The organism is Roseibium sediminis, assembly GCF_008711325.1.
Taxonomy (GTDB): Bacteria; Pseudomonadota; Alphaproteobacteria; order Rhizobiales; family Stappiaceae; genus Roseibium; species Roseibium sediminis.
Genome location: NZ_VXDB01000009.1, coordinates 130,618 through 151,745 on the forward strand (window position 1 = coordinate 130,618; position 21,128 = coordinate 151,745).

The 21,128-nt window shown below is 57.8% G+C and carries 21 protein-coding genes; 8 read left to right on the top strand and 13 right to left on the bottom strand.

Going from position 1 to position 21,128, the window contains the following annotated elements; translation table 11 throughout:
* Nucleotides 1-56: 56 nt before the first annotated feature.
* A complete protein-coding gene (locus F0155_RS11070; protein ID WP_280177000.1) occupies nucleotides 57-1,139 on the bottom strand; it encodes a zinc ABC transporter substrate-binding protein in 1,083 nt (360 codons plus the stop codon).
* A 224-nt stretch (nucleotides 1,140-1,363) separates the two neighbouring features.
* On the opposite strand from F0155_RS11070, the gene F0155_RS11075 reads away from it, so the two are divergent.
* The 8 genes from F0155_RS11075 (at nucleotide 1,364) to F0155_RS11110 (ending at nucleotide 9,540) form a co-directional block, all read left to right on the top strand.
* Nucleotides 1,364-2,227 (top strand): PaaX family transcriptional regulator C-terminal domain-containing protein, encoded by an 864-nt coding sequence (locus F0155_RS11075; protein ID WP_204934433.1) that lies wholly within the window; start codon nucleotides 1,364-1,366, stop codon nucleotides 2,225-2,227.
* Between the two features lie 393 nt (nucleotides 2,228-2,620).
* Entirely contained in the window at nucleotides 2,621-3,613 is a 993-nt protein-coding gene (paaA, locus tag F0155_RS11080) for a 1,2-phenylacetyl-CoA epoxidase subunit PaaA (RefSeq protein WP_150524578.1), read from the top strand.
* Nucleotides 3,614-3,698: 85 nt separating this feature from the next.
* Nucleotides 3,699-3,983: a 1,2-phenylacetyl-CoA epoxidase subunit PaaB gene (paaB, locus tag F0155_RS11085; protein ID WP_009760030.1), complete on the top strand. Its 285-nt coding sequence runs from the start codon at nucleotides 3,699-3,701 to the stop codon at nucleotides 3,981-3,983.
* On the top strand, nucleotides 3,983-4,759 hold the full coding sequence (paaC, locus tag F0155_RS11090) for a 1,2-phenylacetyl-CoA epoxidase subunit PaaC (RefSeq protein WP_150524579.1): 777 nt from the start codon (nucleotides 3,983-3,985) through the stop codon (nucleotides 4,757-4,759). The genes paaB and paaC overlap by 1 nt, the downstream gene beginning before the upstream one ends.
* Nucleotides 4,760-4,765: 6 nt before the next feature.
* Nucleotides 4,766-5,278, top strand: coding sequence for a 1,2-phenylacetyl-CoA epoxidase subunit PaaD (gene paaD, locus F0155_RS11095; RefSeq protein ID WP_150524580.1), 513 nt, complete (start codon nucleotides 4,766-4,768; stop codon nucleotides 5,276-5,278).
* Nucleotides 5,279-5,297: 19 nt separating this feature from the next.
* On the top strand, nucleotides 5,298-6,374 hold the full coding sequence (paaE, locus tag F0155_RS11100; protein ID WP_150524581.1) for a 1,2-phenylacetyl-CoA epoxidase subunit PaaE: 1,077 nt from the start codon (nucleotides 5,298-5,300) through the stop codon (nucleotides 6,372-6,374).
* Nucleotides 6,375-6,444: 70 nt separating this feature from the next.
* Nucleotides 6,445-8,523, top strand: a complete 2,079-nt coding sequence (paaZ, locus tag F0155_RS11105) for a phenylacetic acid degradation bifunctional protein PaaZ (protein ID WP_150524582.1) — start codon at nucleotides 6,445-6,447, stop codon at nucleotides 8,521-8,523.
* A gap of 345 nt (nucleotides 8,524-8,868) precedes the next feature.
* Nucleotides 8,869-9,540, top strand: coding sequence for an HAD-IA family hydrolase (locus F0155_RS11110; protein WP_204934435.1), 672 nt, complete (start codon nucleotides 8,869-8,871; stop codon nucleotides 9,538-9,540).
* A 21-nt stretch (nucleotides 9,541-9,561) separates the two neighbouring features.
* Here F0155_RS11110 and F0155_RS11115 read toward each other — a convergent pair whose 3' ends face one another.
* The 12 genes from F0155_RS11115 to F0155_RS11170 all read right to left on the bottom strand — a co-directional run bounded on the left by F0155_RS11115 (nucleotide 9,562) and on the right by F0155_RS11170 (nucleotide 21,127).
* Nucleotides 9,562-10,161, bottom strand: coding sequence for a TetR/AcrR family transcriptional regulator (locus tag F0155_RS11115; RefSeq protein ID WP_150524583.1), 600 nt, complete (start codon nucleotides 10,159-10,161; stop codon nucleotides 9,562-9,564).
* A gap of 60 nt (nucleotides 10,162-10,221) precedes the next feature.
* Entirely contained in the window at nucleotides 10,222-11,535 is a 1,314-nt protein-coding gene (gene paaK, locus F0155_RS11120; RefSeq protein ID WP_150524584.1) for a phenylacetate--CoA ligase PaaK, read from the bottom strand.
* A 38-nt stretch (nucleotides 11,536-11,573) separates the two neighbouring features.
* Nucleotides 11,574-12,029, bottom strand: coding sequence for a hydroxyphenylacetyl-CoA thioesterase PaaI (gene paaI, locus F0155_RS11125; protein WP_150524585.1), 456 nt, complete (start codon nucleotides 12,027-12,029; stop codon nucleotides 11,574-11,576).
* Nucleotides 12,026-12,817, bottom strand: a complete 792-nt coding sequence (gene paaG / locus F0155_RS11130) for a 2-(1,2-epoxy-1,2-dihydrophenyl)acetyl-CoA isomerase PaaG (protein WP_150524586.1) — start codon at nucleotides 12,815-12,817, stop codon at nucleotides 12,026-12,028. Before paaG ends, paaI begins: the two co-directional genes overlap by 4 nt.
* A gap of 137 nt (nucleotides 12,818-12,954) precedes the next feature.
* Nucleotides 12,955-13,776, bottom strand: coding sequence for an ABC transporter permease (locus F0155_RS11135; protein ID WP_208999232.1), 822 nt, complete (start codon nucleotides 13,774-13,776; stop codon nucleotides 12,955-12,957).
* Complete coding sequence (locus tag F0155_RS11140; RefSeq protein WP_150524588.1) at nucleotides 13,766-14,536, bottom strand: ABC transporter ATP-binding protein; 771 nt, start codon at nucleotides 14,534-14,536, stop codon at nucleotides 13,766-13,768. The genes F0155_RS11135 and F0155_RS11140 overlap by 11 nt, the downstream gene beginning before the upstream one ends.
* A 60-nt stretch (nucleotides 14,537-14,596) precedes the next feature.
* The gene (locus F0155_RS11145; protein WP_150524589.1) at nucleotides 14,597-15,616 is read right to left on the bottom strand and encodes an ABC transporter substrate-binding protein; all 1,020 of its coding nucleotides are present in this window, start codon (nucleotides 15,614-15,616) and stop codon (nucleotides 14,597-14,599) included.
* A 212-nt stretch (nucleotides 15,617-15,828) separates the two neighbouring features.
* Nucleotides 15,829-16,641, bottom strand: a complete 813-nt coding sequence (locus F0155_RS11150) for a lytic murein transglycosylase (protein WP_150524590.1) — start codon at nucleotides 16,639-16,641, stop codon at nucleotides 15,829-15,831.
* A gap of 361 nt (nucleotides 16,642-17,002) precedes the next feature.
* A complete protein-coding gene (locus F0155_RS11155; protein WP_150524591.1) occupies nucleotides 17,003-17,401 on the bottom strand; it encodes a RidA family protein in 399 nt (132 codons plus the stop codon).
* A 52-nt stretch (nucleotides 17,402-17,453) separates the two neighbouring features.
* On the bottom strand, nucleotides 17,454-18,665 hold the full coding sequence (kynU, locus tag F0155_RS11160) for a kynureninase (RefSeq protein WP_150524592.1): 1,212 nt from the start codon (nucleotides 18,663-18,665) through the stop codon (nucleotides 17,454-17,456).
* Between the two features lie 3 nt (nucleotides 18,666-18,668).
* A complete protein-coding gene (gene kynA, locus F0155_RS11165) occupies nucleotides 18,669-19,508 on the bottom strand; it encodes a tryptophan 2,3-dioxygenase (RefSeq protein WP_150524593.1) in 840 nt (279 codons plus the stop codon).
* The gene (locus F0155_RS11170) at nucleotides 19,508-21,127 is read right to left on the bottom strand and encodes an AMP-binding protein (protein WP_150524594.1); all 1,620 of its coding nucleotides are present in this window, start codon (nucleotides 21,125-21,127) and stop codon (nucleotides 19,508-19,510) included. Before F0155_RS11170 ends, kynA begins: the two co-directional genes overlap by 1 nt.
* Between the last annotated feature and the right edge of the window lies 1 nt (nucleotide 21,128).

Consider the following 21,128-nt stretch of genomic DNA (forward strand, 5'->3'; position numbering starts at 1 on the left):
CCACAGCGCCTTTTTTCTTGGTTTTGCCAACTCGGCCCCACTCAGCTCGACCTCTGTCAGCTTGGAGAGGCGAGGCAACCAGTCAGGTTCTTGGCGAGATTGGCAATCAGCTGCGGGTAGAGGTCCGGTCCGTTGGCAAGGCCTGCTCCCAGTGGATCGAGTGTGGCTGTCTTTGTGCCTGTGCCCTCGATGACCGTTGCGACGATCTTCGGTTCAAACTGCGGTTCGGAAAAGACGCAGCGAGCGCCCGATTCTGCAATCTTCGTCCGGATTTCCATCACACGTTCAGCACTTGGAGCGGTTTCCGGCGAGAGGGTAATGGCGCCGGTTGCTTCAACTCCATAGCGGTGTTCGAAATGATGGTAGGCATCGTGGAAGACGATGAAGCCGGGATTTTCGAAGTTGCTCAGCGATGCCTCGATTCCGCCCGACAAGGTGTCGATCACGCCCTCCATGGCTTCAGCGTTCTTGTCGTAAAGAGCTGCATTTTCAGGGTCAGCAGCACCGAGAGCTGCGCTGATTGCAGCCAGCATCGCCTTGCCGTTTTCCGGGTTCAGCCAGATATGCGGGTCCTGCGCACCATGGGCGTGTTCGTCATGGTCTTTGTGTTCATGCTCATGCTCATGCTCTTGTTCCTTATGGGCATGCTCATCATGGTCCTTTTCGCCGTGAGCATGGTCATCGTGCCCATGTTCATGCTTGTCGCCGTCATCGTGCTCATGGGCCTCAAAGGTTGTCCCTTGGCGGAATGGCAGATGCGATATGCCGTCTGCGTCCATGAGGGTGATGACCTTGGCATTGGATGCAAGAGTGTCTATCGGCTTCTTGAGGGACGGGGCGAGCTCCTCGCCGATCCAGAAGACGATGTCCGCGTCCTGCAGGGCGCCTGCCTGTGACGGTTTGAGAGCATAGCCATGCGGCGAGTTGGCACCGTCGATCAGCAGGGTCGGCTCACCGACGCCCTGCATGACGGCAGTCACAAGGGAATGGACCGGCTTGATTGACGTCACAACCTTCGGCGCATCGGCAAAGGCCGCTGAAGGAAGCGTTGCCGCAAGGCAGGTGAGGGCCAGAGCGGTGGTGGATTTCATCAGCAATGATTTGGAAGAACGGGGCGACACAGGCAAGAAAGCGGGCACGGCAAACTCCGAGGCGTGTAATGTTGTTACGTGTAACTGTATAACATTTAATTTCCGCGCATCAAGCCGGTTCCTGATGCAATATGTGTGAAACTTGGCCACAGGTGGGGATGGAGGAGTTGCGTTTGAACTGTGAGAGAAATTGTTGTGGTTGAAGTTGGGAAGCTGGCGAGGATAGAAAGGGCCACCTGCGGACCTCATTTGAAATAGGGCTTGCGCTGCACGTGAACAAACAATTCGATCCGTCTTCCATTATTGGCGAAACGCCCCCAAAGGCCGCCAGCTTCATCGTCACGATTTATGGCGATGCGGTGGAGCCAAGGGGCGGTGTCCTTGGAATGGCAAATCTGATCGAAGTGTGCGCGCGGTTTCAAATCAGCGAATCCCTGGTTCGAACCGCTGTCTCACGGCTTGTCAGTGCTGGTCAGTTGGTCGGGGAGCGAGAAGGACGCCGCAGCTATTACCGCCTGACGGATGCCGCCCGGCGCGAGTACACGGCTGCATCCCGCATCCTGTTCGCCGAAGAGCCGGAAGCGACAAGCTTTCGGTTTGTCTTTTCGGTCAGTGAAGAGAGCGAGAGCCTTCTGCGTGAAAGCGGGTACACGCCATTCGGGCAGGGGGGCTGGATCGGGCCCGACAGAGGGGCAGTGGTCTCGGATGGTATCGTTTTTGTTGCCAGTCACGAGGTCGGCTCTGGAGCGGAGAGTTCGCCAGCGTTTTTTGGCGATCTTTGGGATTTGCCGTACTACGCCGAGCAATATGAGGCGTTCGAGCGCCGGTTTCTTCCCTTGGCGGAGCACCTAGCGGCAGAGCGGCTCTTGGATGGGGCCGACGCGCTAAGTCTTCGCTTTTCACTCGTTCACGCCTATCGTGCGATTCTCCTGAGAGACCCGCGCCTTCCATCCTCCGTTTTGCCGGAGAATTGGCCTGGAACCAGAGCGCGCCGACTGTTTGCAAGGCTTTACATCAGCCTCTCGGATGTCGCCGATGCCTATGTAGGGCGCGTTTTTCAGGACGCGTTCGGGCTGTTGCCTGCAGAAAGTGACGCGGTTCACAATCGCCTGAACCGGTTGCGGCAGCATCTGTGAAGGCTTGAAAAGCTCAATCCGACAAAGGTTTGGACCCTTTATTGTATCTTGAGGGGTGAGCGGGCACCCCGCCAGACGCCTGAATTCTGCCGTTTTGGTTGAAAGCATCACGAAAACGTCGTTAATTTGTCTTTTCTTGTGATGTGTTGTGATGTATAAAGTGACCAATCGGTCAGCGAATGATCGAGATGCTCGCCCTCTTAGCGGGGCTACCGAACGTCATCAGGGCGCTGTGGGACCTTGCAGACCTATCTCACTTGCAAGGTGCGTCCGTGTTCGGAGCGTGCGAAAGCACGGAGCGTTTCTCATTCGCGACCGAAAGGTTTTTGATCTCGGGCGCACCTGTGGTGCACTTGGGGCGATTGAGGGCCGGACGGCTGAGGAGGATCGCGAATGTACGCACAGATGGTGACATCTACCGGCAAGGGTGTTCAGTCCCTTGAGGATATGAGCCCCGAGGAGCGCGCCTTTCAGGAGCGCATCAACCGCGGCGAAAAGATCGAGCCGAAGGAGTGGATGCCGGACGGGTATCGCAAGAACCTCATTCGTCAGATCGGTCAGCACGCCCATTCCGAAATTGTAGGTCAGCTGCCGGAAGGCAATTGGATCACGCGCGCCCCGACGCTTGAGCGCAAGGCTATCTTGCTGGCAAAGGTTCAGGATGAGGCCGGGCATGGCCTCTATCTCTATTGTGCTGCCGAGACCCTCGGCGTCAGCCGCGACGAGCTTCTCGACAAGCTTCATTCCGGCGACATGAAATACTCTTCCATCTTCAACTATCCGACGCTGAACTGGGCCGATATCGGTGCGGTTGGCTGGCTGGTTGATGGTGCGGCGATCATGAACCAGGTGCCGCTGCAGCGGACATCCTATGGCCCATACAGCCGCGCGATGATCCGCATCTGCAAGGAAGAAAGCTTCCACCAGCGCCAAGGCTACGACATCATGATGAAGATGGCCTTCGGTACGGAAGCGCAGAAGGAAATGGCTCAGGATGCCCTGAACCGCTTCTGGTATCCGTCATTGATGATGTTCGGCCCGTCAGACAAAGACTCTGTGCATTCTGCCCAGTCCATGGCTTGGAAGATCAAGATCAATACCAATGACGAGCTGCGCCAGAAATTCGTCGACCAGACTGTGCCACAGGCCAAATATCTTGGTCTGACCATTCCGGATGAAAACCTGAAATGGAATGAGGAGAAGGGCGGTTACGACTTCTCCGAGCCGGACTGGACCGAGTTTTTCGAAGTGATCAAGGGCAATGGCCCGTGCAACAAGGAACGGCTCGGTGCCCGCGTGAAGGCGTGGGACGATGGGGCATGGTTCCGGGACGGGCTGATGGCCCATGCAGAGAAACAATCCGCAGCAAAGCTGGCCGCGGAATAGGACCACTGACGCCGGGCCCCATCGACACAACGATAACAACACACTGTGCAAAAGGCCCGGCGGCGGTGACTTTGGGAGAGAACCGATGAAAAAAGAATGGCCCCTTTGGGAAGTTTTCATCCGCGGACAGCATGGGCTGAACCACCGTCACGTGGGCAGCCTGCATGCACCGGATGCGGAAATGGCGATCAAGAATGCCCGCGACGTCTACACCCGTCGCAATGAAGGCGTGTCGATCTGGGTGGTGGAAGCCAACAACATCACTGCTTCCAGTCCGTCGGACAAGGGGCCGCTGTTTGAGCCGTCCAATTCCAAGGTCTATCGGCATCCGACCTTCTTCGATATTCCCGAAGAAGTGGGGCACATGTAATGACAGCGGCCTCCACCACACTTGATCCGGCGGTTTATGCCGACTGGCTGATGAGGCTCGGTGACAACACGCTGATCCTCGGCCATCGCCTGTCTGAATGGTGCGGTCATTCTCCGGTGCTGGAGGAAGACATTGCCATGGCGAATACCGCGCTTGATCTGATCGGTCAGACGCAGCTGTGGCTCGGTCTTGCCGGCGAAGTCGAGGGCAAGGGCCGCACGGCAGACAATCTGGCGTATTTGCGTGATGCATCGAGGTTCCGCAACGTTTTGCTGCTGGAGCGCCCGAATGGCGACTTTGGCCAGACCTTGATGCGCCAGTTCCTGTTCGATGCCTTCCATCTTGAGCTTTTGAAGTCCCTGCAGACTTCCGGCGATCCGCGCGTTGCCGAAATCGCGGGCAAGGCGATCAAGGAAGTTGCCTATCATCTGGAGCGGTCAGCTGACCTGGTTATCCGTCTTGGCGATGGAACCGAGGAGAGCCACAGCCGCATGCAGACGGCGCTCGACGATCTGTGGCCCTATGTGGGCGAATTCTTCGTCAGCGACGATATCGACAAGGCAGTTGCCGATGCCGGTATTGGCCCCGATCCTGCAGACCTGAAGGCGGCTTGGCGGCAGACAGTGGACGAGGTTCTGCGGGCTGCCACCCTGAACGTGCCCGGTGAAGGCTATGTTCACAAGGGCGGCAAGCGCGGCATCCACACGGAGCATCTGGGTTTCATTCTGGCGGAAATGCAGTTCCTGCAGCGCGCCTATCCGGGCGCAACCTGGTAGGCGGGGATGCAGGTCGCGCTCGATACAGTCTGGGATTGGCTTGGCGAGGTGCCTGATCCGGAAATTCCGGTGATTTCGCTGACCGATCTCGGGATCATACGCGATGTTGCGTGGGATCGGGAGACGTTGGTGGTGACTGTCACGCCGACCTATTCCGGCTGCCCGGCAACCACGCTGATCAATCTGGAAATCGAGTCGGCCTTGCGGGGCCACGGCGTGGAACACATTCGGCTGGAACGTCAGCTCTCTCCAGCCTGGACCACAGACTGGATCAGCGCTGAAGGGCGGGAAAAACTGAAGGCCTATGGCATTGCCCCGCCTGTCGACGGAACAGCTGCGGACGGCAAGACCGTCGCGCTTGCTGCTCGCCTTCTGGGGCAGGGCAATCTGGTGATTGAGTGCCCCCGCTGCGGATCACATGAGACGGAGAAGGTGAGCCAGTTCGGCTCCACTCCCTGCAAGGCGGCCTATCGCTGCAAAAGCTGCCTTGAACCCTTTGACTATTTCAAATGCATCTGATGCACCGGAGTGATCTGGCATGGCACGTTTTCATCCGCTTGAAGTAACTGACGTAAAACACGACACGCGGGACGCTGTTGTCGTGACGTTGAAGCCACGTGACGAGGACAAGGGCGCCTTCGACTTCGTTCAGGGCCAGTACCTGACCTTTCGGCGCGAGTTTGACGGCGAGGAACTGCGTCGGTCCTATTCCATTTGCGCCGGCAAGGATGACGGCATCCTGAGGGTTGGCATCAAGCGCGTTGACGGCGGTGCCTTTTCGACCTGGGCCAATGAGAACCTTGCTCCCGGCGATGTTCTGGAAGCCATGTCGCCAATGGGACGCTTTCATACTGACCTCGATTCCGCGACCGAGCGACACTATGTCGGCTTTGCAGCAGGATCGGGTATCACGCCGATCCTCTCGATCATCAAGACGACGCTGGCACGCGAACCCGGTTCCCGCTTCACGCTGGTCTATGCCAACCGGCAGATCAACACGATCATGTTCCGGGAAGAGTTGGAAGATCTGAAGAACCAGTATCTTGGCAGGTTCTCGGTCCTGCATATCCTTGGCAAGGAAGCGCAGGACATTGATCTCTTCACGGGCCGGATCGATGCAGAGAAGCTGCGCCAGCTGTTCAAGATGTGGATAGATCCGTCGTCCATCGACATGGCCTTCATCTGCGGTCCGGAAGAGCTGATGCACACGATTTCCGATAGCTTGAAAGAACACGGTCTTTCAGCTGACCAGATCAAGTTCGAGCTGTTTGCTTCCAGCCAGCCGGGCAGGGCAAAGACCCGCGCAGTCAGCAAGGAAGCAGACACGGCCGTCGGACAGGCGGAGGTCTCCATCACGCTTGATGGCGCAACGCGCACGATCACGATGGATAAGGGAGACATGAGCCTTGTCGATGCGGCGCATGCCAACAAGATCGACGTGCCTTATTCCTGCAAGGCGGGCGTATGCTCCACCTGCCGCTGCAAGGTGATTGAAGGTGAAGTCGAGATGGCGGTGAACCACGCGCTGGAGGACTACGAAGTGCGACAGGGTTACGTCCTGTCCTGCCAGTCCACGCCAATCACCGACAAGGTCGTCGTCTCCTACGACCACTAACCTGTTTCAGGACAGATGCCCGGTGCAGGAGGGTTTGCAGCGGGCCAAGAACAAGCAAGGATATTTCAGCATGACTTTATCGGCCCAAACGCCGCGCCGCCTCGAAAGCTTTGTCTCTGGCCATTGGACTGCGGGTCAGCGGGACGGCAAGCCGCTGCTCAATGCGGCAACCGGCCAGACTGTCGCGCTGATCGATGCCTCAGGTCTTGATTATGGCGCTGCGCTTGATTGGGGCCGGAAGGTCGGCGGCAGGAACCTGCGCAAATATTCCTTCCATGAGCGGGCGGCCATGCTGAAGGCGCTGGCACAGGCCTTGATGGATCAAAAGGAAGAGTTCTATGCCGAGAGCTTCCTGACCGGGGCGACCCGGACCGATGGCTGGATCGACATTGAGGGTGGCATCGGTACTCTCTTTGCCTATTCCTCCAAGGCGCGACGGGAGCTGCCGAACACGCGCATCCTGACAGATGGGGACGTCGAGGTTCTGTCCCGCGACAACACCTTCTCCGCACAGCATATTTTCACGCCAATGGAAGGCGTTGCCGTTCACATCAACGCCTTCAACTTTCCGGTCTGGGGCATGCTGGAAAAGATCGCACCAACGCTGATCGCCGGGATGCCGTGCCTTGTGAAACCGGCCAGCCAGACGGCTTATCTGACGGAACTGGTTGTCCGCCGCATTCTGGAGACCGGCATCTTGCCGGAAGGTGCCCTGCAGCTGGTTTCCGGCTCTGCGGGCGACATGCTGGATCATCTGACCGGTCAGGACGTTCTGACGTTCACGGGCTCTGCCTCCACGGGCCAGATGCTGCGCGGTCATCCGAAGGTCGTCTCGGAATCTGTTCGTTTCACCATGGAAGCCGACAGCCTGAATTCTTCCGTTCTTGGCACGGATGCAGCTCCGGGAACACCGGAATTCGATCTTTTCGTGAAGGAAGTCGCACGGGAGATGACCACGAAGGCGGGCCAGAAGTGTACGGCTATCCGCCGCGTTATCGCGCCGCGTGCCCACACCGATGCCCTGATCGAGGCCCTGTCTGCACGTCTCGGCAAGACGGTAGTCGGCGATCCGTCCTCGGAAGACACCCGCATGGGGCCGCTTGCCTCGCTTGATCAGCGCGATGAAGTTCGTGCCCGGATCAAGGAACTAAGTGCTGAAGCTGAAATCGTTGCCGGGAACCCGGACGAAGTCTCCGTCGCCTCCGGAGACGCAGACAAGGGTGCCTTCATCAACCCCGTCCTGCTCCATTGCGCCAAGCCGCTGGATGGCACCGCCATCCACGATGTGGAAGCCTTTGGTCCCGTGGCCACCGTCATGCCTTACCAGGATATCGAAGAGGCTGTTGAGCTGGCAAAGCGCGGCAAGGGATCGCTGGTCGCCTCTGTCTTCACCAATGATCCAAAGGTCGCGGAGGAGGTGGTCATCGGCATGGCACCGCTTCATGGCCGTGTGTTGATCGGCAACCGCGACAGCGCCAAGACCTCCACAGGTCATGGCTCTCCGCTGCCGATGCTGGTTCATGGCGGTCCGGGCCGTGCTGGCGGCGGCGAGGAAATGGGCGGTATGCGTGGGGTTAAGCACTACATGCAGCGCACCGCCGTTCAGGGCACACCACGTCTTCTTTCTGCGGTCACAGGTCGCTGGATTGCTGGCGCAAATGGCCTCACTACGCCGGTGCATCCGTTCCGCAAGTCACTGGCAGAACTCAATATTGGCGACCAGCTGATCACCAAGTCGCGAGAAGTGACGCTTGCCGATATCGAGCATTTTGCGACCTTCACCGGCGACACATTCTATGCCCACATGGACGAGGAAAGCGCCCGTGCCAATCCGTTCTTCGAAGGCCGTGTCGCGCATGGCTATCTGATCGTGTCCTTTGCTGCCGGTCTCTTTGTTGATCCGGCTCCGGGGCCTGTCCTTGCCAATTACGGCGTCGACAACCTGCGTTTCCTCACACCGGTCAATCCGGGTGACGAACTGAAAGTTCAGCTGACCGCCAAGGAAATCAACCCGCGCATCACCGCCGATTACGGCGAAGTCCGCTGGGATTGCTGCGTCACCAACCAGAACGATGAAGTCGTCGCGCAATACGATGTCCTCACCATGGTTGCCAAGACCTGGCCGCAAGTTGCACAGGCCGCTGAGTAAGGTTAGCGCGATTTTTGAGAAGCTGCCGTCCCGGCCCCGCGCCGGGACCTTTTGCATACAAGGCCCCGGATCGGTGTCCGGGGCAGCGCGAGCGGACGGATTGTCGCCCGGCCAACCATCGTTCGAGCTGTGCCAAATTTTGCATCTCGCACGATTGTCATCCCCGACTTGATCGGGGATCCAATGAATTCCAGAGACGTTTATGTTCTGCTGCTTTGCGAACCTGTTCGCCCAACAAACGGCTCTGCCAGCCGGATGGTGGCAATGGATCCCCGATCAAGTCGGGGATGACTATTGACCGTTTTGAAAGTTTAACTCTCCATTTGAAGAATGCAATGATTGGCAATGACCGGGCAAAGCCAAAGTATGGATGATATTTGCGTAATTTTTGATCTTGATGGAACGCTTGTTGATAGCGAGCTGCTCTGTAATCAGGCATTCGTCGACCTGCTACCTGACTTGACTGTTTCTGCGGAAATATTATTGCGAGAATACAGAGGGAGAAAGCTATCTTGCATTTTTCGAGATCTTGAGGAGCGGATAGGCCGACCACTTGGGGAAGACTTTGAGCGGGTCTATAGGCACAGGGTTGCGGAGCTTTTTGGAACCGATCTCAAGCCAGTGCGCGGCGTTCGTAAAACTCTCGAACGTCTGGATAGACCAAAATGCGTTGCGTCTAGTGGACCTCGATCGAAGATAGAGTTGGCGATGAGAATAAGCGGGTTGGCGACCTTCTTTGGTTCAAACGTTTTTAGTTCTTACGAAATCAAAAGTTGGAAACCTGAACCAGGCCTGTTCCTCCATGCCGCCGCCGCTATGGGTTTTAGCCCGAACAACTGCGTTGTGGTCGAAGACAGCGCCGTTGGTATCGAAGCTGCGCTTGCAGCCGGAATGACAGCGGTTCACTTTTGTCCGACCTCTGAGACAAGAGTGGGCAATGCGACTTTGGTTATTGAAGAAATGGCTCAGTTGCCAGAATTGATAGAGGGTTTTGCTAAAGCTAGGTACAATGTTTGAAAACTTGTACCACCAACCCTCTCACTTCACCGACTTTGCACCTTCCAGAATGAGTTGGGTGGCGAGGTCGGCGTAGTTTTCGCGGGTGACCGGGCCGCCGTCGCGGAACCACATGTAGACCCAGTTCATCATGCCGAAAAGGCTCATGGTGACGGGCATCAGGAGAGGCTTTTCCGGGTTTTCGAGGTTCGGATTGATCTCTTTCAGGATAGTCGAAAAGCGGCGGACGATCCGGCGTTCCAGTGCCGTGATCTCGCTTTTCTGCTCGTCGCTGAGGAGCGGGCCAGCGTTCAACTGCACCTTGTGCAGGTCGTCGGCGTCCTTGTAGTTTTCCAGAACCGCGCGAACGAGGTGCTTCAGCCGATTTTCGGTGTCGAGATCCGGCTGATCAGCTTTTTCAATATCCCGGTCAAGGTCTTCCAGATGGCTGCGAATGATCTCGAAGATCAAGGCGTCCTTGTTCGGGTAGTAGTGGTAGAGAAGCGACTTGGAGACCCCCGACGCCGTGGCGATTGCGGACATGGACGCCTTTTCCATGCCCTGTTCCGCAAAGACGGATGCAGCCTGGATCAGGATATGCCGTTGTTTGTCCTCAAAATCATCGGCGCGGGTGCGAGCCATCTTTATCTCTTCTGTTACAGTATCTTGTGATCGCTAGCTAATTGCATGCATTAGCCTCGATCACGCCTCCTTCGGTCGATTGTCGACCACACGCTTTGCCTTGCCTTCCGAGCGGGCAACTTTGCCGGGCTCCCTTACATCAATTTTCGTGGAAACGCCAACCACGCTCTTGATGTGATGGGAAAGCTCCTTGGCTGACGCGGCGCGGGCCTCGGACGAGGACCTCGCCTCGGTCGCCTCGACAAGAACCGTCATGGTGTCCATGCGGCCCTCGCGGGTGAGTTCGATCTGGAAGTGCGGGGCAAGTCCGGCGCATTTCAGGATCTGCTCTTCGATCTGGGTCGGGAAAACATTGACACCGCGCAAGATGATCATGTCGTCGGACCGACCTGTGACCTTTTCCATCCGGCGCATGGAACGGGCCGTGCCGGGCAGAAGGCGGGTAAGATCGCGGGTCCGGTAGCGGACCATCGGCAGGCCTTCCTTGGTCAGGGTCGTAAAGACCAGCTCGCCAATTTCACCGTCAGGCAGCACTTCACCGGTCTCAGGATTGATCACTTCCGGATAGAAATGGTCTTCCCAGATATGCAGCCCATCCTTGGTTTCCACACATTCATTGGCAACACCGGGGCCCATGATTTCCGAGAGCCCATAGATGTCTACGGCGTGCATGTCGAAGGCTTGTTCGATTTCCCGGCGCATGGAGTTGGTCCAGGGTTCAGCCCCGAAAATGCCAACTTGCAGCGAGCTTTCGCGCGGGTCGATGCCCTGACGGTGGAACTCGTCCAGAATGGACAGCATGTAGGACGGCGTGACCATGATGATCTTTGGTTTGAAATCCGTGATCAGGGTCACCTGACGTTCGGTCATGCCGCCGGAAACAGGAACGACGGTGCAGCCGAGTCGCTCTGCACCATAATGTGCGCCGAGGCCGCCGGTGAAAAGGCCATAGCCATAGGCGATGTGCACGATGTCACCAGCCCGACCACCGGAAGCGCGGATGGAGCGGGCGACAAGGTCCGCCCATGTTTCGATGTCCTTTTGGGTGTAGCCGACAACCGTCGGCTTTCCGGTTGTGCCGGAAGACGCGTGGATGCGAGCGATCTTGTCCTGCGGAGCTGCAAACATTCCAAAGGGGTATGTATCGCGGAGATCTGTCTTCACTGTGAAAGGGAATTTCGCCAGATCGGCAAGGGTCTTGAAGTCGTCCGGGTGACAGCCGTGCTCGTCAAACCGCTTCTTGTAGAAAGGTGAGTTCTCGTAGGCATGGCGCAACGACCATGCCATGCGCTCTTGCTGCAGGGTCGCTATTTCATCGCGCGAGGCGGTTTCAATCGGCTCCAGATCGCCCTGGCGCGGTGAAAGATCTTTCATACGTCTCCTCCCAAAGACTTGGATTTCGGATCCGGGACTTACTCGGGCAGGTGGGTTCCCTTGACCGTGCGAGAATGTCCGCGGAATTCGGCGATCAACTCGCCGGACTGATTGGTGATCGAAATGTCGTAGATGCCGGAGCGGCCCTGACGGGTCACTTCCTTCGCTGTGGCGGTCAGCCGGTCGCCGATACGGCCCGGCCTCAGATAGGTCACCGAGCAATGCTGGGCGACGGTCAGCTGGTTGTAGGTGTTACAGGCAAAGGCAAAGGCACTGTCGCCAAGCGTGAACAGATAACCGCCGTGGCAGTTGCCGTGCCCGTTGGCCATGATTTGAGTGAGTTCCATGGACAGGACCGCGTGCCCCGGAGAGACCTGCTCGATCTTCATGCCAAGGTTCTGTGACGCATGGTCGGTGGACCACATGGCCGCAGCACAGGCTTCGGCCAGCTGTTGCGGGGAAAGCTCCGATGCCTTCAAACCGGTTTCGCTCATTTGCCTGAAAACTCCGGTGCGCGCTTTTCCAGGAACGCGGTTACGCCTTCGGCATAGTCCGCGCTGTATCCGGCCTCGCGCTGCAGATCGCGCTCCAGATCCAGCTGTTGGTCAAGCGTCTGGTTGGCGGCTTTCTGGATGGCCCGCTTTGTCAGGCCGTAACCCTTGGTCGGGCCGACCGCAAACTTCGCAGCCTGGCCGCGAGCTGCCTCCATCAAGCCGTCATCCTCGACAGCTTTCCAGATCAGGCCCCAGTTTTCGGCCTGCTCTGCAAAAACGGGCTCGCCGGTCAGGGCAAGGGCCTTGGCACGGGCCTCACCAATCAGACGGGCAAGGTGCCAGCTGCCGCCTGCGTCCGGCACAAGGCCAAGCTTGCAAAAGGCCTGAATGAAGCGGGCAGACTTGGCGGCAAACACCATGTCGCAGGCGAAGGCCACGTTGGCTCCAGCACCGGCTGCAACACCATTGACCGCGCAGACAATCGGCTTCTCAATGGAGCGGATCAGGCGAACGGTTGGATTATAGAAGGTGTCGAGCGTATGGCCGAGATCAGGTGCGCCACCCTTGCGAGGGTCGCGGTCGCCAAGGTCCTGACCTGCGCAAAAGGCGCGGCCAGCGCCGGTCAGAAGAACCGAGCGTACAGCGTTGTCATCGCGGGCACGTTCAAAAGCCGCGCGCAGCGCAAGATGCATCTCGTCATTGAAAGAATTCAGCTTGTCCGGGCGGTTGAGGGTGATGGTGAGGACGCCTCCGTCAAGCTCCGTCAGGACGGTGTTTGAAGCGCTCATGAAAGTCTCCCGGCTGGCTGCGGGCCAGCATGAAGCCAACCCGTTTGTTTTGACGATTATTTGCATAGACCGAACGGTCAGTCAATTCTTTAGGTGGGTGAAAACAGGTGGCGAGTGACGTAAGGAGAGAAGGGGCGTCAGACCCGCCAGCGCAGAAGCCGCGTTTCAAGTTTGCCAACCCCGAAACTCACCACAACACCGAGGAGGGAGAGGATTACGACCCCGGCAAAGAGGCGGTCGAGATCATAGAGCGAACCGGCCTGAAGGATATAGGCGCCAATGCCATATTCCGCGCCCAGCATTTCGGCAGCCACAAGCAGAATGATTGCGATTGCGAGGCTGATCCGAAGCCCCGACAGGATGCCCGGCATGGCTCCTGGAAGCACGATCTTGCGGACGATGGACATCCACGACAGGCCGAAGCTTTGCCCCATTCGGATCAAGGTGCGGTCCACATTGTCGACCGCACCGTAGGTGGCAACAACCGTCGGGGTGAACGTGCCAAAGGCGATCAATGCGTATTTGGACCCTTCATCAATGCCGAACCAGATCACGAACAGCGGCAAAAGCGCGATCTTTGGAATGGGAAAGATCGCTGCGACGAGTGGCACAAAGCCTGCGCGGGCAGCAGAGAACAGCCCGATCATCAGGCCTGTTCCAATCCCTGCGAGGGTTCCAAGGAATGCACCAACGACAAGCCGGGTGAGCGAGGGAAAAAGGTTCTGTGTCAGCCGACCGGATTGCCAGAACTCCACCAGCGTCCAGAAGACATCACTTGGCTTGGGCAATGTGAGCGCCGAAATCCAGCCTTGCCGGGTTCCAAGTTCAGCAATGGCGATCAGTATAGCAAAGACAATCAGCCCGACGCCTCGTTTATGTCTTGGCCGAAATCCGCCCCCCCGATAAGGCACGGGCCGGGCAGGTGTGTCGTTATCATGTGCGGACGTCTCAAGCGCCATGGACAAGCTCCGCATCTGCTGCGCGGGCTTCGTCGCGCATCAAGTGCCACAAATGATCATGCTTCTGCTGAAGGTCAGGGTCTGCTGTGCGCCTTTGATCCAGAGGCGCGTCTATCGTCACCACCTCATGAATGCGACCGGGACGGCGGGACAGAACAACGATCTGGTGTCCCAGTCGAACGGCTTCCTGAAGATTGTGGGTCACATAAACGGCGGTGAATGGCGTGCGGCTCCACAAGGAGACTAGGTCTTCCATCAAAAGATCACGGGTCTGACTGTCGAGTGCTGACAGCGGTTCATCCATCAACAGCACGGCAGGATTGACGGCAAGGGCACGGGCAATGGCTACCCGTTGCTTCATGCCGCCGGAAAGCTGCTTGGGCAGGGCGTTTGCGAAGTCGCTCAGGTTGGTGCGGGCGAGAACGTCGGTGATGACGCTGTCGATCCGGTCTTTCGGTAGACCGTGATCTTCAAGCACCAGCGAAATGTTCCCGGCCACCGTTCTCCATGGCAGAAGGGCGAAGTCCTGAAAGATGTAGGTGAGGGCGTTGAGGCAACCGTCCGGCTGTTCGCCAACCTGAAACACATTGCCAAGGGTCGGCTGTTCCAATCCGCCGATAAAGCGCAGCAGAGTGGATTTCCCGCATCCCGAGGGGCCGATGATGCAGGTGATCTTGCCGGCTGGAATTGTGAGCGAAATGTCGCGCAGAACCTCCACCGCATCATAGCGATGGCCGACCGCGTCAAGGCGGATTTCCATGTCAGGATCCCGTTCCGGGCGGGATGTTGCTCCCGCCCTGTCATGTTCCAACCGATGAGGTTAGCCGCGCGTTTCCACGTAGCTGCCATCAACGAGCGTCTCCAGGGTGATGTCCTTGCTGACTAGGTCTTCCGCCTGGAACCACTCCAGCTGGTCCTTCACCGAGGCGAGGTTCAGTGCTGCTCCTTCATTGAGGCGCATCGTTCCGTTGACGATGGACGGCGCGGCCTTTTCGCGAGGCTGATCGTTGTAGACATGCTTGTGCAGCAGGTCGACCATCGCGTTCAAGGCTTCGTCGCCGCCGGTCTGGGCAATCATGGCTGCGTTGTAGTCGGCGGCACCCTTGGAATAGGCGGACAGGAAGCTCTTGGTGAGATCCCGCTCGTTGCCAGCGTTTTTCTCCGAAGTGAAGAGCGTTGTCACCTGATAATCCGGAACATAGTCGGCCACATTGCCGATGATGTGAACGGCGCCGGATCCTGCCAGTGGCTTGGCAATGTGCGGTACAATCGACCAGGCGTCGATCTGGCCCGACTTCAAGGCACCGATAACCGCGCCGACTTTCTGCAGCGGCTTGAACTTCAGCTCGATCCCTTCCTTTGCAGCGATTTTGGAGCCCATGTAATGGAAGGAAGACCCGGCCGTTGTCATGCCGAAGGTCTTGCCGTTCAGGGCGGCAGGAGACGTCACACCGGCCTGAAAGGCTGCATCGGAGACGAGGATCTTCTGGCCATCGATGCCGGCTTCCTCGGAGAGGCCGCCGCCGATTACCTTGACTGCACCCTTTTGGGCAAGGGAGATCAGGCCACCGGAAATGGCAGTCACACCAAAATCAACGTCGCCGGAGGCAATCGCGACGGCCATCGGCTGGGCAGCCTGAAAGAATTTCAGCTCAACATCGAGACCGGCTTCGGCAAAGTAGCCGCGCTCATAGGCAACAAAGCTGCCTGCGTGACTGGTAAAGCGCAGCGCTCCGAGAACGACCTTCCGGTTCTGCGCAATGGCCGGCATTGGCAGCGTGGCAAGAGCAGCAGCTCCGCCCATAAGGCCAAGGGCCTGGCGGCGATTGAAAACGGACATGAAACCTCCCAAAACTTTTTTACAGCCGAGCCGTCACCGCAAATAGTGAGGTCACCCGGTCACTATAATTAGACGCTGCATGTTGGGAGAAAGCGAGGGCAGGTTGCAAGGCCTGCAGAGGCAAAAGCTGTTCAATACGGTCTGCGACCTTGGTCGCGGAGGTTCCGGCAGACAACGCGGTCTGCCGAAATCTCAGGTGCGACAAGCGAAAATCACTTGGCGGAGATCTTGTCAGCCATCACGGAAATGGTCTGAACGTAGACGCTGGCCTTGTTCCATTGCCGCAGAACGCCGTAATTGGCAGTGCCCGGACCCCAAGGCTGACCGGCCCGCCAGCCTTTTTGCTTCAGATAGTTGGCGGTCGAAGCAAGAACGTCAGGCACCGAGCGGATGAGGTCGCGGCGACCATCGCGGTCATAATCGACAGCGTATTTCATATAGGATGAGGCCAGAAACTGTGTCTGACCGATCTCGCCAGCCCAGGCTCCGCGCATTTGCTCCGGAGCCATGTCGCGGCGCTTGATGATCTGGAGGGCATTGACCAGCTCATTGGTGAAAAAGTCCGACCGGCGGCAATCATAGGCCAGCGTGGACAGTGAGCGGATGATCGACATGTTGCCGACATAGCCGCCAAAGTTTGTTTCTAGTCCCCAGATGGACAAGAGGATCGGTGCGGGAACGCCGTATTTCTTTTCTAGCTTGTTGAACAGGCGCGCATATTGCTGTTCAAGGCGTTTCGCCTTGTTGATCATCGCGTTGTTCACACGCTTGGCGTAGAACTGCTCGAACGACAGCTTGAAGGATTTCTGGTTCCGGTCCAGCCGGATCACCTTCTGGTCGTAGGAAACGCCCTTCAAAGTGGACGACACCAGACCAGAACTCAGTCCGTATTTCGATGCATTTTGGGTGAAGTCGGCTTTCCAGGCTTCAAAGCCCTTGGCATCGTTGCCGCATTTGGCACTTGCAGTGCCTGCCTGAAGCACTGCCAGCGAAAAACAAAAAGCAAAAACACTGCGCAAAATCATGGGGAACCTCTATCCCTAGGCTGTGTGGACGGATTGGAGATGCATTTCGCCGGGAAATGCAGTGTCCAAGACAAGGCGAAACTGGCGAAGGCGATGTGGTACATCGTTGAGCCAGATTTGCGTTGGCATTGGGCAGTGCAGGCCCGGCCCTTTGGGTGGATCAAACGGCTACAATCTGAAGGAAACGCGCCTTTGAACGTATGTTCAATACGTTCAAAGTCTCCTTTCCACCAGCCTTTGCCGTTTGATCCACGAAATACGTCTCCAATCCGTCCACACAGCCTAGTATTACCTTTGGGAAGATTGCTACCCCATGATCCTCCGATAGTCACGACCTATTGAAACAACAGGTGAGGCTTTTTCAGCGGGAAATGACAGCCGTTGCCTCGATTTCCACGAGAGCTTCGTCTTCGACCAGTTCCGAGACGACGAGCATTGACATGGCGGGGAAGTGTTTTCCGAAATACTTCTGGTAGGCCTTGCCGACGTCCCGCTGGTGGCTGACATAGGTTTTCTTGTCCGTCACGAACCATGTCAGGCGAACCACGTCACTCGGCTTGCCGCCTGCTGCTTCCACGATGGCAACAATATTGGCAAGTGCCTGTTCCATCTGGCCGATGAAATCATGGCTTTCGAATTTCTGCTCGGCTGTCCAGCCGATCTGTCCGCCGATATAGAGCGTTCCGTCTGGTGTGAGCATGCCGTTGGCATAGCCTTTGGCAGGGGCCCAGCCTTCGGGCTGAATGACTTTATGAGACATGCGGTTTCTTTCGTTTTTTCAGCAAAACACGTGCCTTGAAAATTCGGCGGGCTCAGGTGACGCGGGAGCGTACGGCGTATTTCGGGTCCTTCCACGCTCCGGTCGACATGATGTCTTCCAGAATCTCGGCTGCGGCGAAAACGTCTGCCTCATCGAGATAAAGCGGCGTGAAGCCGAAACGCATGATGTTCGGCGCACGGAAGTCACCGATCACGCCGCGCTCAATCAGGGCCTGCATCGCCTCATAACCCTTCTCGAAACGGAAGGAGACCTGAGAGCCACGCGCTTGCGGGTCCCGTGGGGATGCCAGTTCCAGCATCGGGCAGCGGCGTTCGACTTCAGCAATGAAACGCTCCGACAGAACGATGGAGGCCTTTCGGATATCCTCCATCGTGACGCCTTCAAAGGCGTTCAGGGCTTCGTCCAGAATGGACAGCTGAACAATCGCCGGTGTGCCGATGCGAAGTCGCTCCGTGCTCATTGCGGGGCGGTAACCCAGCTCCATCGCAAAGGGCGCATCGTGACCGAGCCAACCGGCAAGGGCAGGCTGGATTGTTTCGACAATATCCGGGCGGGCATAGATGAAGGCTGGCGCGCCGGGGCCGCCATTCAGATATTTGTAGGTGCAGCCAACCGCAAACTCGGTGTTGCATCCGGTCAGGTCAACCGGAACCGCACCTGCCGAGTGGGCGAGATCCCAGATCATGACTGCGCCAGCTGCATGAGCCTTGTCAGTGATGGCTTTCATGTCGTGCATGCGTCCGGTGCGATAGTCGACCTGGGTCAGCATGACCACGGCAATGCTCTCGTCGATGGCGTCCACGACGGATTCCGGATCCACGACTTTCAACTCGTGGTTCTTGCCGATCGTGTCGATCAGGCCTTTGGCCATATAGAGATCGGTCGGGAAATTGCCGTTGTCGGAGAGAACCACCTTCCGGTCCGGGCGCATTTGAAGGGCTGCGGCAACGGCCTGATAGACCTTGATCGACAGCGTATCACCGGTCGCGACCGTGCCTTGTGCTGCGCCGATCAGAGGCGCGATCCGATCGCCCACGGTTTTCGGCAGGTGCATCCAGTTTGCCGTGTTCCAGGCCTTGATCAGATCCTGCCCCCATTCGGAGGTGATTGTTCTGGCAGCGCGCTCGGCGGCCCCTTTGGGCAGCACACCGAGCGAATTGCCGTCGAGATAGAGAATCCCGTCCGGGAGCTCGAAGCGATCCTTGCGCGGCAGTAGTCGCGCCTGAGCGATTGGGGCGTTCATGGCTTACAGGTCTCCACGTACATGCCAGAGTTCGGGGAAGAGCTGGACGTCCAGCATTTTTTTCAGATAGCTCACACCGGGCGTCCCGCCGGTGCCGCGCTTGAAGCCGATGACGCGCTCGACTGTCGTGACGTGGTTGAAACGCCAGCGACGGAAATAGTCCTCCAGATCGACCAGCTTTTCCGCAAGTTCATACAGCTCCCAATAGTCCGCGACATTCTCGTAGACGATCTTCCAACGCTTGCGGATTTCGTCATTTGCCTCATGCGGTTGGGTCAACTGGGGAGCGGGCGGTGTGGCATCCGGTCCATCCAGTGTCTTGAAGAGCAACGTCACCGCATCATCGTAGAAACTCGGGCGTGCAAGTTCTGCTTCCAGCTTGCCAAGGATTTCCGGGTGATGCGCATGTGGCTTGAGCATGTTCGGATTTCGATTGCCGAGCACGAATTCGATCATCCGGTATTGCCACGACTGGAACCCGGAAGAAGGGCCAAGGGCATGGCGGAATTCGGTATATTCGCTCGGCGTCATGGTCCGAAGAACGTCCCAAGCTCCATTCAGCTGATCAAAGATGCGCGAAACGCGGGTCAGCATCTTGAATGTCGAAGGCATCTTGCCTGCATTCATTTTCTCGCGGGCGCTGGCAAGCTCGTGGATGGCGAGTTTCATCCAGAGCTCACTGGTCTGGTGCTGGATGATGAACAGCATCTCGTCATGCGCATCGGAAAGGGGATGCTGCGCCGAGGTGACCGGGTCCAGATGCAGATAGTCGCCATAGGACATGGCGTCCTTGAAATCCATCTTCGCTCCGGCTTCGCCGGGATCGTAAGCAGACGAACTCATCAATTTTGGTCCTTCAGGCGGAAGCGCTGGATCTTGCCCGTGGCTGTTTTGGGAAGTGTGTCGGTGAAGATGACCGAGCGCGGATATTTGTAGGGAGCAATCGTTGCCTTCACATGGTCCTGCAGAGCCTTGACCAAGGCATCGCTTGCCTCGACACCTGCCATCAGCACGACATGCGCCTGAACGATCGAGCCGCGATTTTCATCTGCAACGCCAATGACGGCACATTCAGCCACAGCGTCGTGAGACAACAGGGCCGCTTCCACTTCAGGTCCGGCGATGTTGTAACCGGCCGAAATGATCATGTCGTCGTTGCGGGCGGCAAAATGGAAGTAGCCGTTTTCATCGCGTACGAATGTATCGCCCGTGATGTTCCAGCCGTTCTGGACATACTCGCTCTGGCGCTCGCCGCGCAGGTATCGACATCCGGTCGGGCCACGAACGGCAAGACGACCGATTTCGCCGTCGGCAAGATCCTCGCCATCCAGCCCGATGACCTTGGCCTCATAGCCTGACACGGGTTTACCGGTGCAAGCCGGGCGGTGGTCGCTGAACCGGTTGGAAATGAAGATGTGCAGGAGTTCGGTGGCGCCGATGCCGTCCAGCATGGGTTTGCCGGTCTTTTGCATCCACTCGTCATAGACCGGGGCAGGAAGGGTTTCGCCCGCAGACACGGCTGCACGCAGGGAGGAAAGATCCGCGCCTTCGTCCATCGCCTTCATCATCGCGCGATAGGCGGTCGGGGCGGTAAAGCAGACGGTTGCCTTGTACTTCTGAATGATCTCGATCATGTTCGGCGGCGTTGCCTGTTCCAGCAAGGTGGCGGCCGCCCCGAAGCGAAGCGGAAAGATCGCCAGCCCGCCCAGTCCGAAAGTGAAGGCAAGCGGCGGGGACCCGACAAAGACGTCATCCGGCTGAACCGAAAGGACTTCCCGTGCATAACCGTCCGCAATAATCAGAAGATCACGGTGAAAATGCATCGTTGCCTTCGGGATACCGGTGGAACCGGACGTGAAGCCCAGAAGCGCAACATCGTCCTGAGACGTCTGGACGGCATCGAAACGAACCGGCTTTTCGAGGGCGAGGCGATCAAGCTCAGCATCATGATTGGACGTGCCGTCAAAGCCGACGACCGTATTCAGGAAGGGGCTGTCCTTGGCGCAGGCGGCCATTTCGTCCATCAGCCGCGTGTCGCACAGTGCATGTGTGATTTCGGCTTTTTCGACATACTTCTTCAGCTCGGCAGCGCGAAGCATCGGCATGGTGTTGACGACCACAGCTCCGGCCTTCGTTGCGGCAAGCCAGCAGGCGACCATGGCAGGATTGTTCGCGGACCGGATCAGGATCCGGTTTCCCGGCTTGATGACGAGATCTTCCACCAGCGCATGGGCGAGACGGTTCGTCCAGTCAGCCAGTTCCTTGTAGGTTCGACGACGGCCATTGCCGATCAGGGCGGTGTGGTCGCCAAAGCCCTTTTCGACCATGGTGTCGGTCAGTTCGACCGCGGCATTCAGCGTGTCGGGATAGTCAAAGCCGTCGAGTCGCAACTCCGGCCAGGTGTCGAATGGCGGAAGGTTGTCGCGGGCAAATGTATCGGTATGGGCTGATGGCTTGAGCATG

Coding starts and splice junctions, on each gene's coding strand:
- paaA (WP_150524578.1), top strand. CDS start 2,621: ATGTACGCACAGATGGTGACATCTACCGGCAAGGGTGTTCAGTCCCTT.
- paaB (WP_009760030.1), top strand. CDS start 3,699: ATGAAAAAAGAATGGCCCCTTTGGGAAGTTTTCATCCGCGGACAGCAT.
- paaC (WP_150524579.1), top strand. CDS start 3,983: ATGACAGCGGCCTCCACCACACTTGATCCGGCGGTTTATGCCGACTGG.
- paaD (WP_150524580.1), top strand. CDS start 4,766: ATGCAGGTCGCGCTCGATACAGTCTGGGATTGGCTTGGCGAGGTGCCT.
- paaE (WP_150524581.1), top strand. CDS start 5,298: ATGGCACGTTTTCATCCGCTTGAAGTAACTGACGTAAAACACGACACG.
- paaZ (WP_150524582.1), top strand. CDS start 6,445: ATGACTTTATCGGCCCAAACGCCGCGCCGCCTCGAAAGCTTTGTCTCT.
- F0155_RS11110 (WP_204934435.1), top strand. CDS start 8,869: ATGACCGGGCAAAGCCAAAGTATGGATGATATTTGCGTAATTTTTGAT.
- F0155_RS11115 (WP_150524583.1), bottom strand. CDS start 10,161: ATGGCTCGCACCCGCGCCGATGATTTTGAGGACAAACAACGGCATATC.
- paaK (WP_150524584.1), bottom strand. CDS start 11,535: ATGAAAGATCTTTCACCGCGCCAGGGCGATCTGGAGCCGATTGAAACC.
- paaI (WP_150524585.1), bottom strand. CDS start 12,029: ATGAGCGAAACCGGTTTGAAGGCATCGGAGCTTTCCCCGCAACAGCTG.
- paaG (WP_150524586.1), bottom strand. CDS start 12,817: ATGAGCGCTTCAAACACCGTCCTGACGGAGCTTGACGGAGGCGTCCTC.
- F0155_RS11135 (WP_208999232.1), bottom strand. CDS start 13,776: ATGGCGCTTGAGACGTCCGCACATGATAACGACACACCTGCCCGGCCC.
- F0155_RS11140 (WP_150524588.1), bottom strand. CDS start 14,536: ATGGAAATCCGCCTTGACGCGGTCGGCCATCGCTATGATGCGGTGGAG.
- F0155_RS11145 (WP_150524589.1), bottom strand. CDS start 15,616: ATGTCCGTTTTCAATCGCCGCCAGGCCCTTGGCCTTATGGGCGGAGCT.
- F0155_RS11150 (WP_150524590.1), bottom strand. CDS start 16,641: ATGATTTTGCGCAGTGTTTTTGCTTTTTGTTTTTCGCTGGCAGTGCTT.
- F0155_RS11155 (WP_150524591.1), bottom strand. CDS start 17,401: ATGTCTCATAAAGTCATTCAGCCCGAAGGCTGGGCCCCTGCCAAAGGC.
- kynU (WP_150524592.1), bottom strand. CDS start 18,665: ATGAACGCCCCAATCGCTCAGGCGCGACTACTGCCGCGCAAGGATCGC.
- kynA (WP_150524593.1), bottom strand. CDS start 19,508: ATGAGTTCGTCTGCTTACGATCCCGGCGAAGCCGGAGCGAAGATGGAT.
- F0155_RS11170 (WP_150524594.1), bottom strand. CDS start 21,127: ATGCTCAAGCCATCAGCCCATACCGATACATTTGCCCGCGACAACCTT.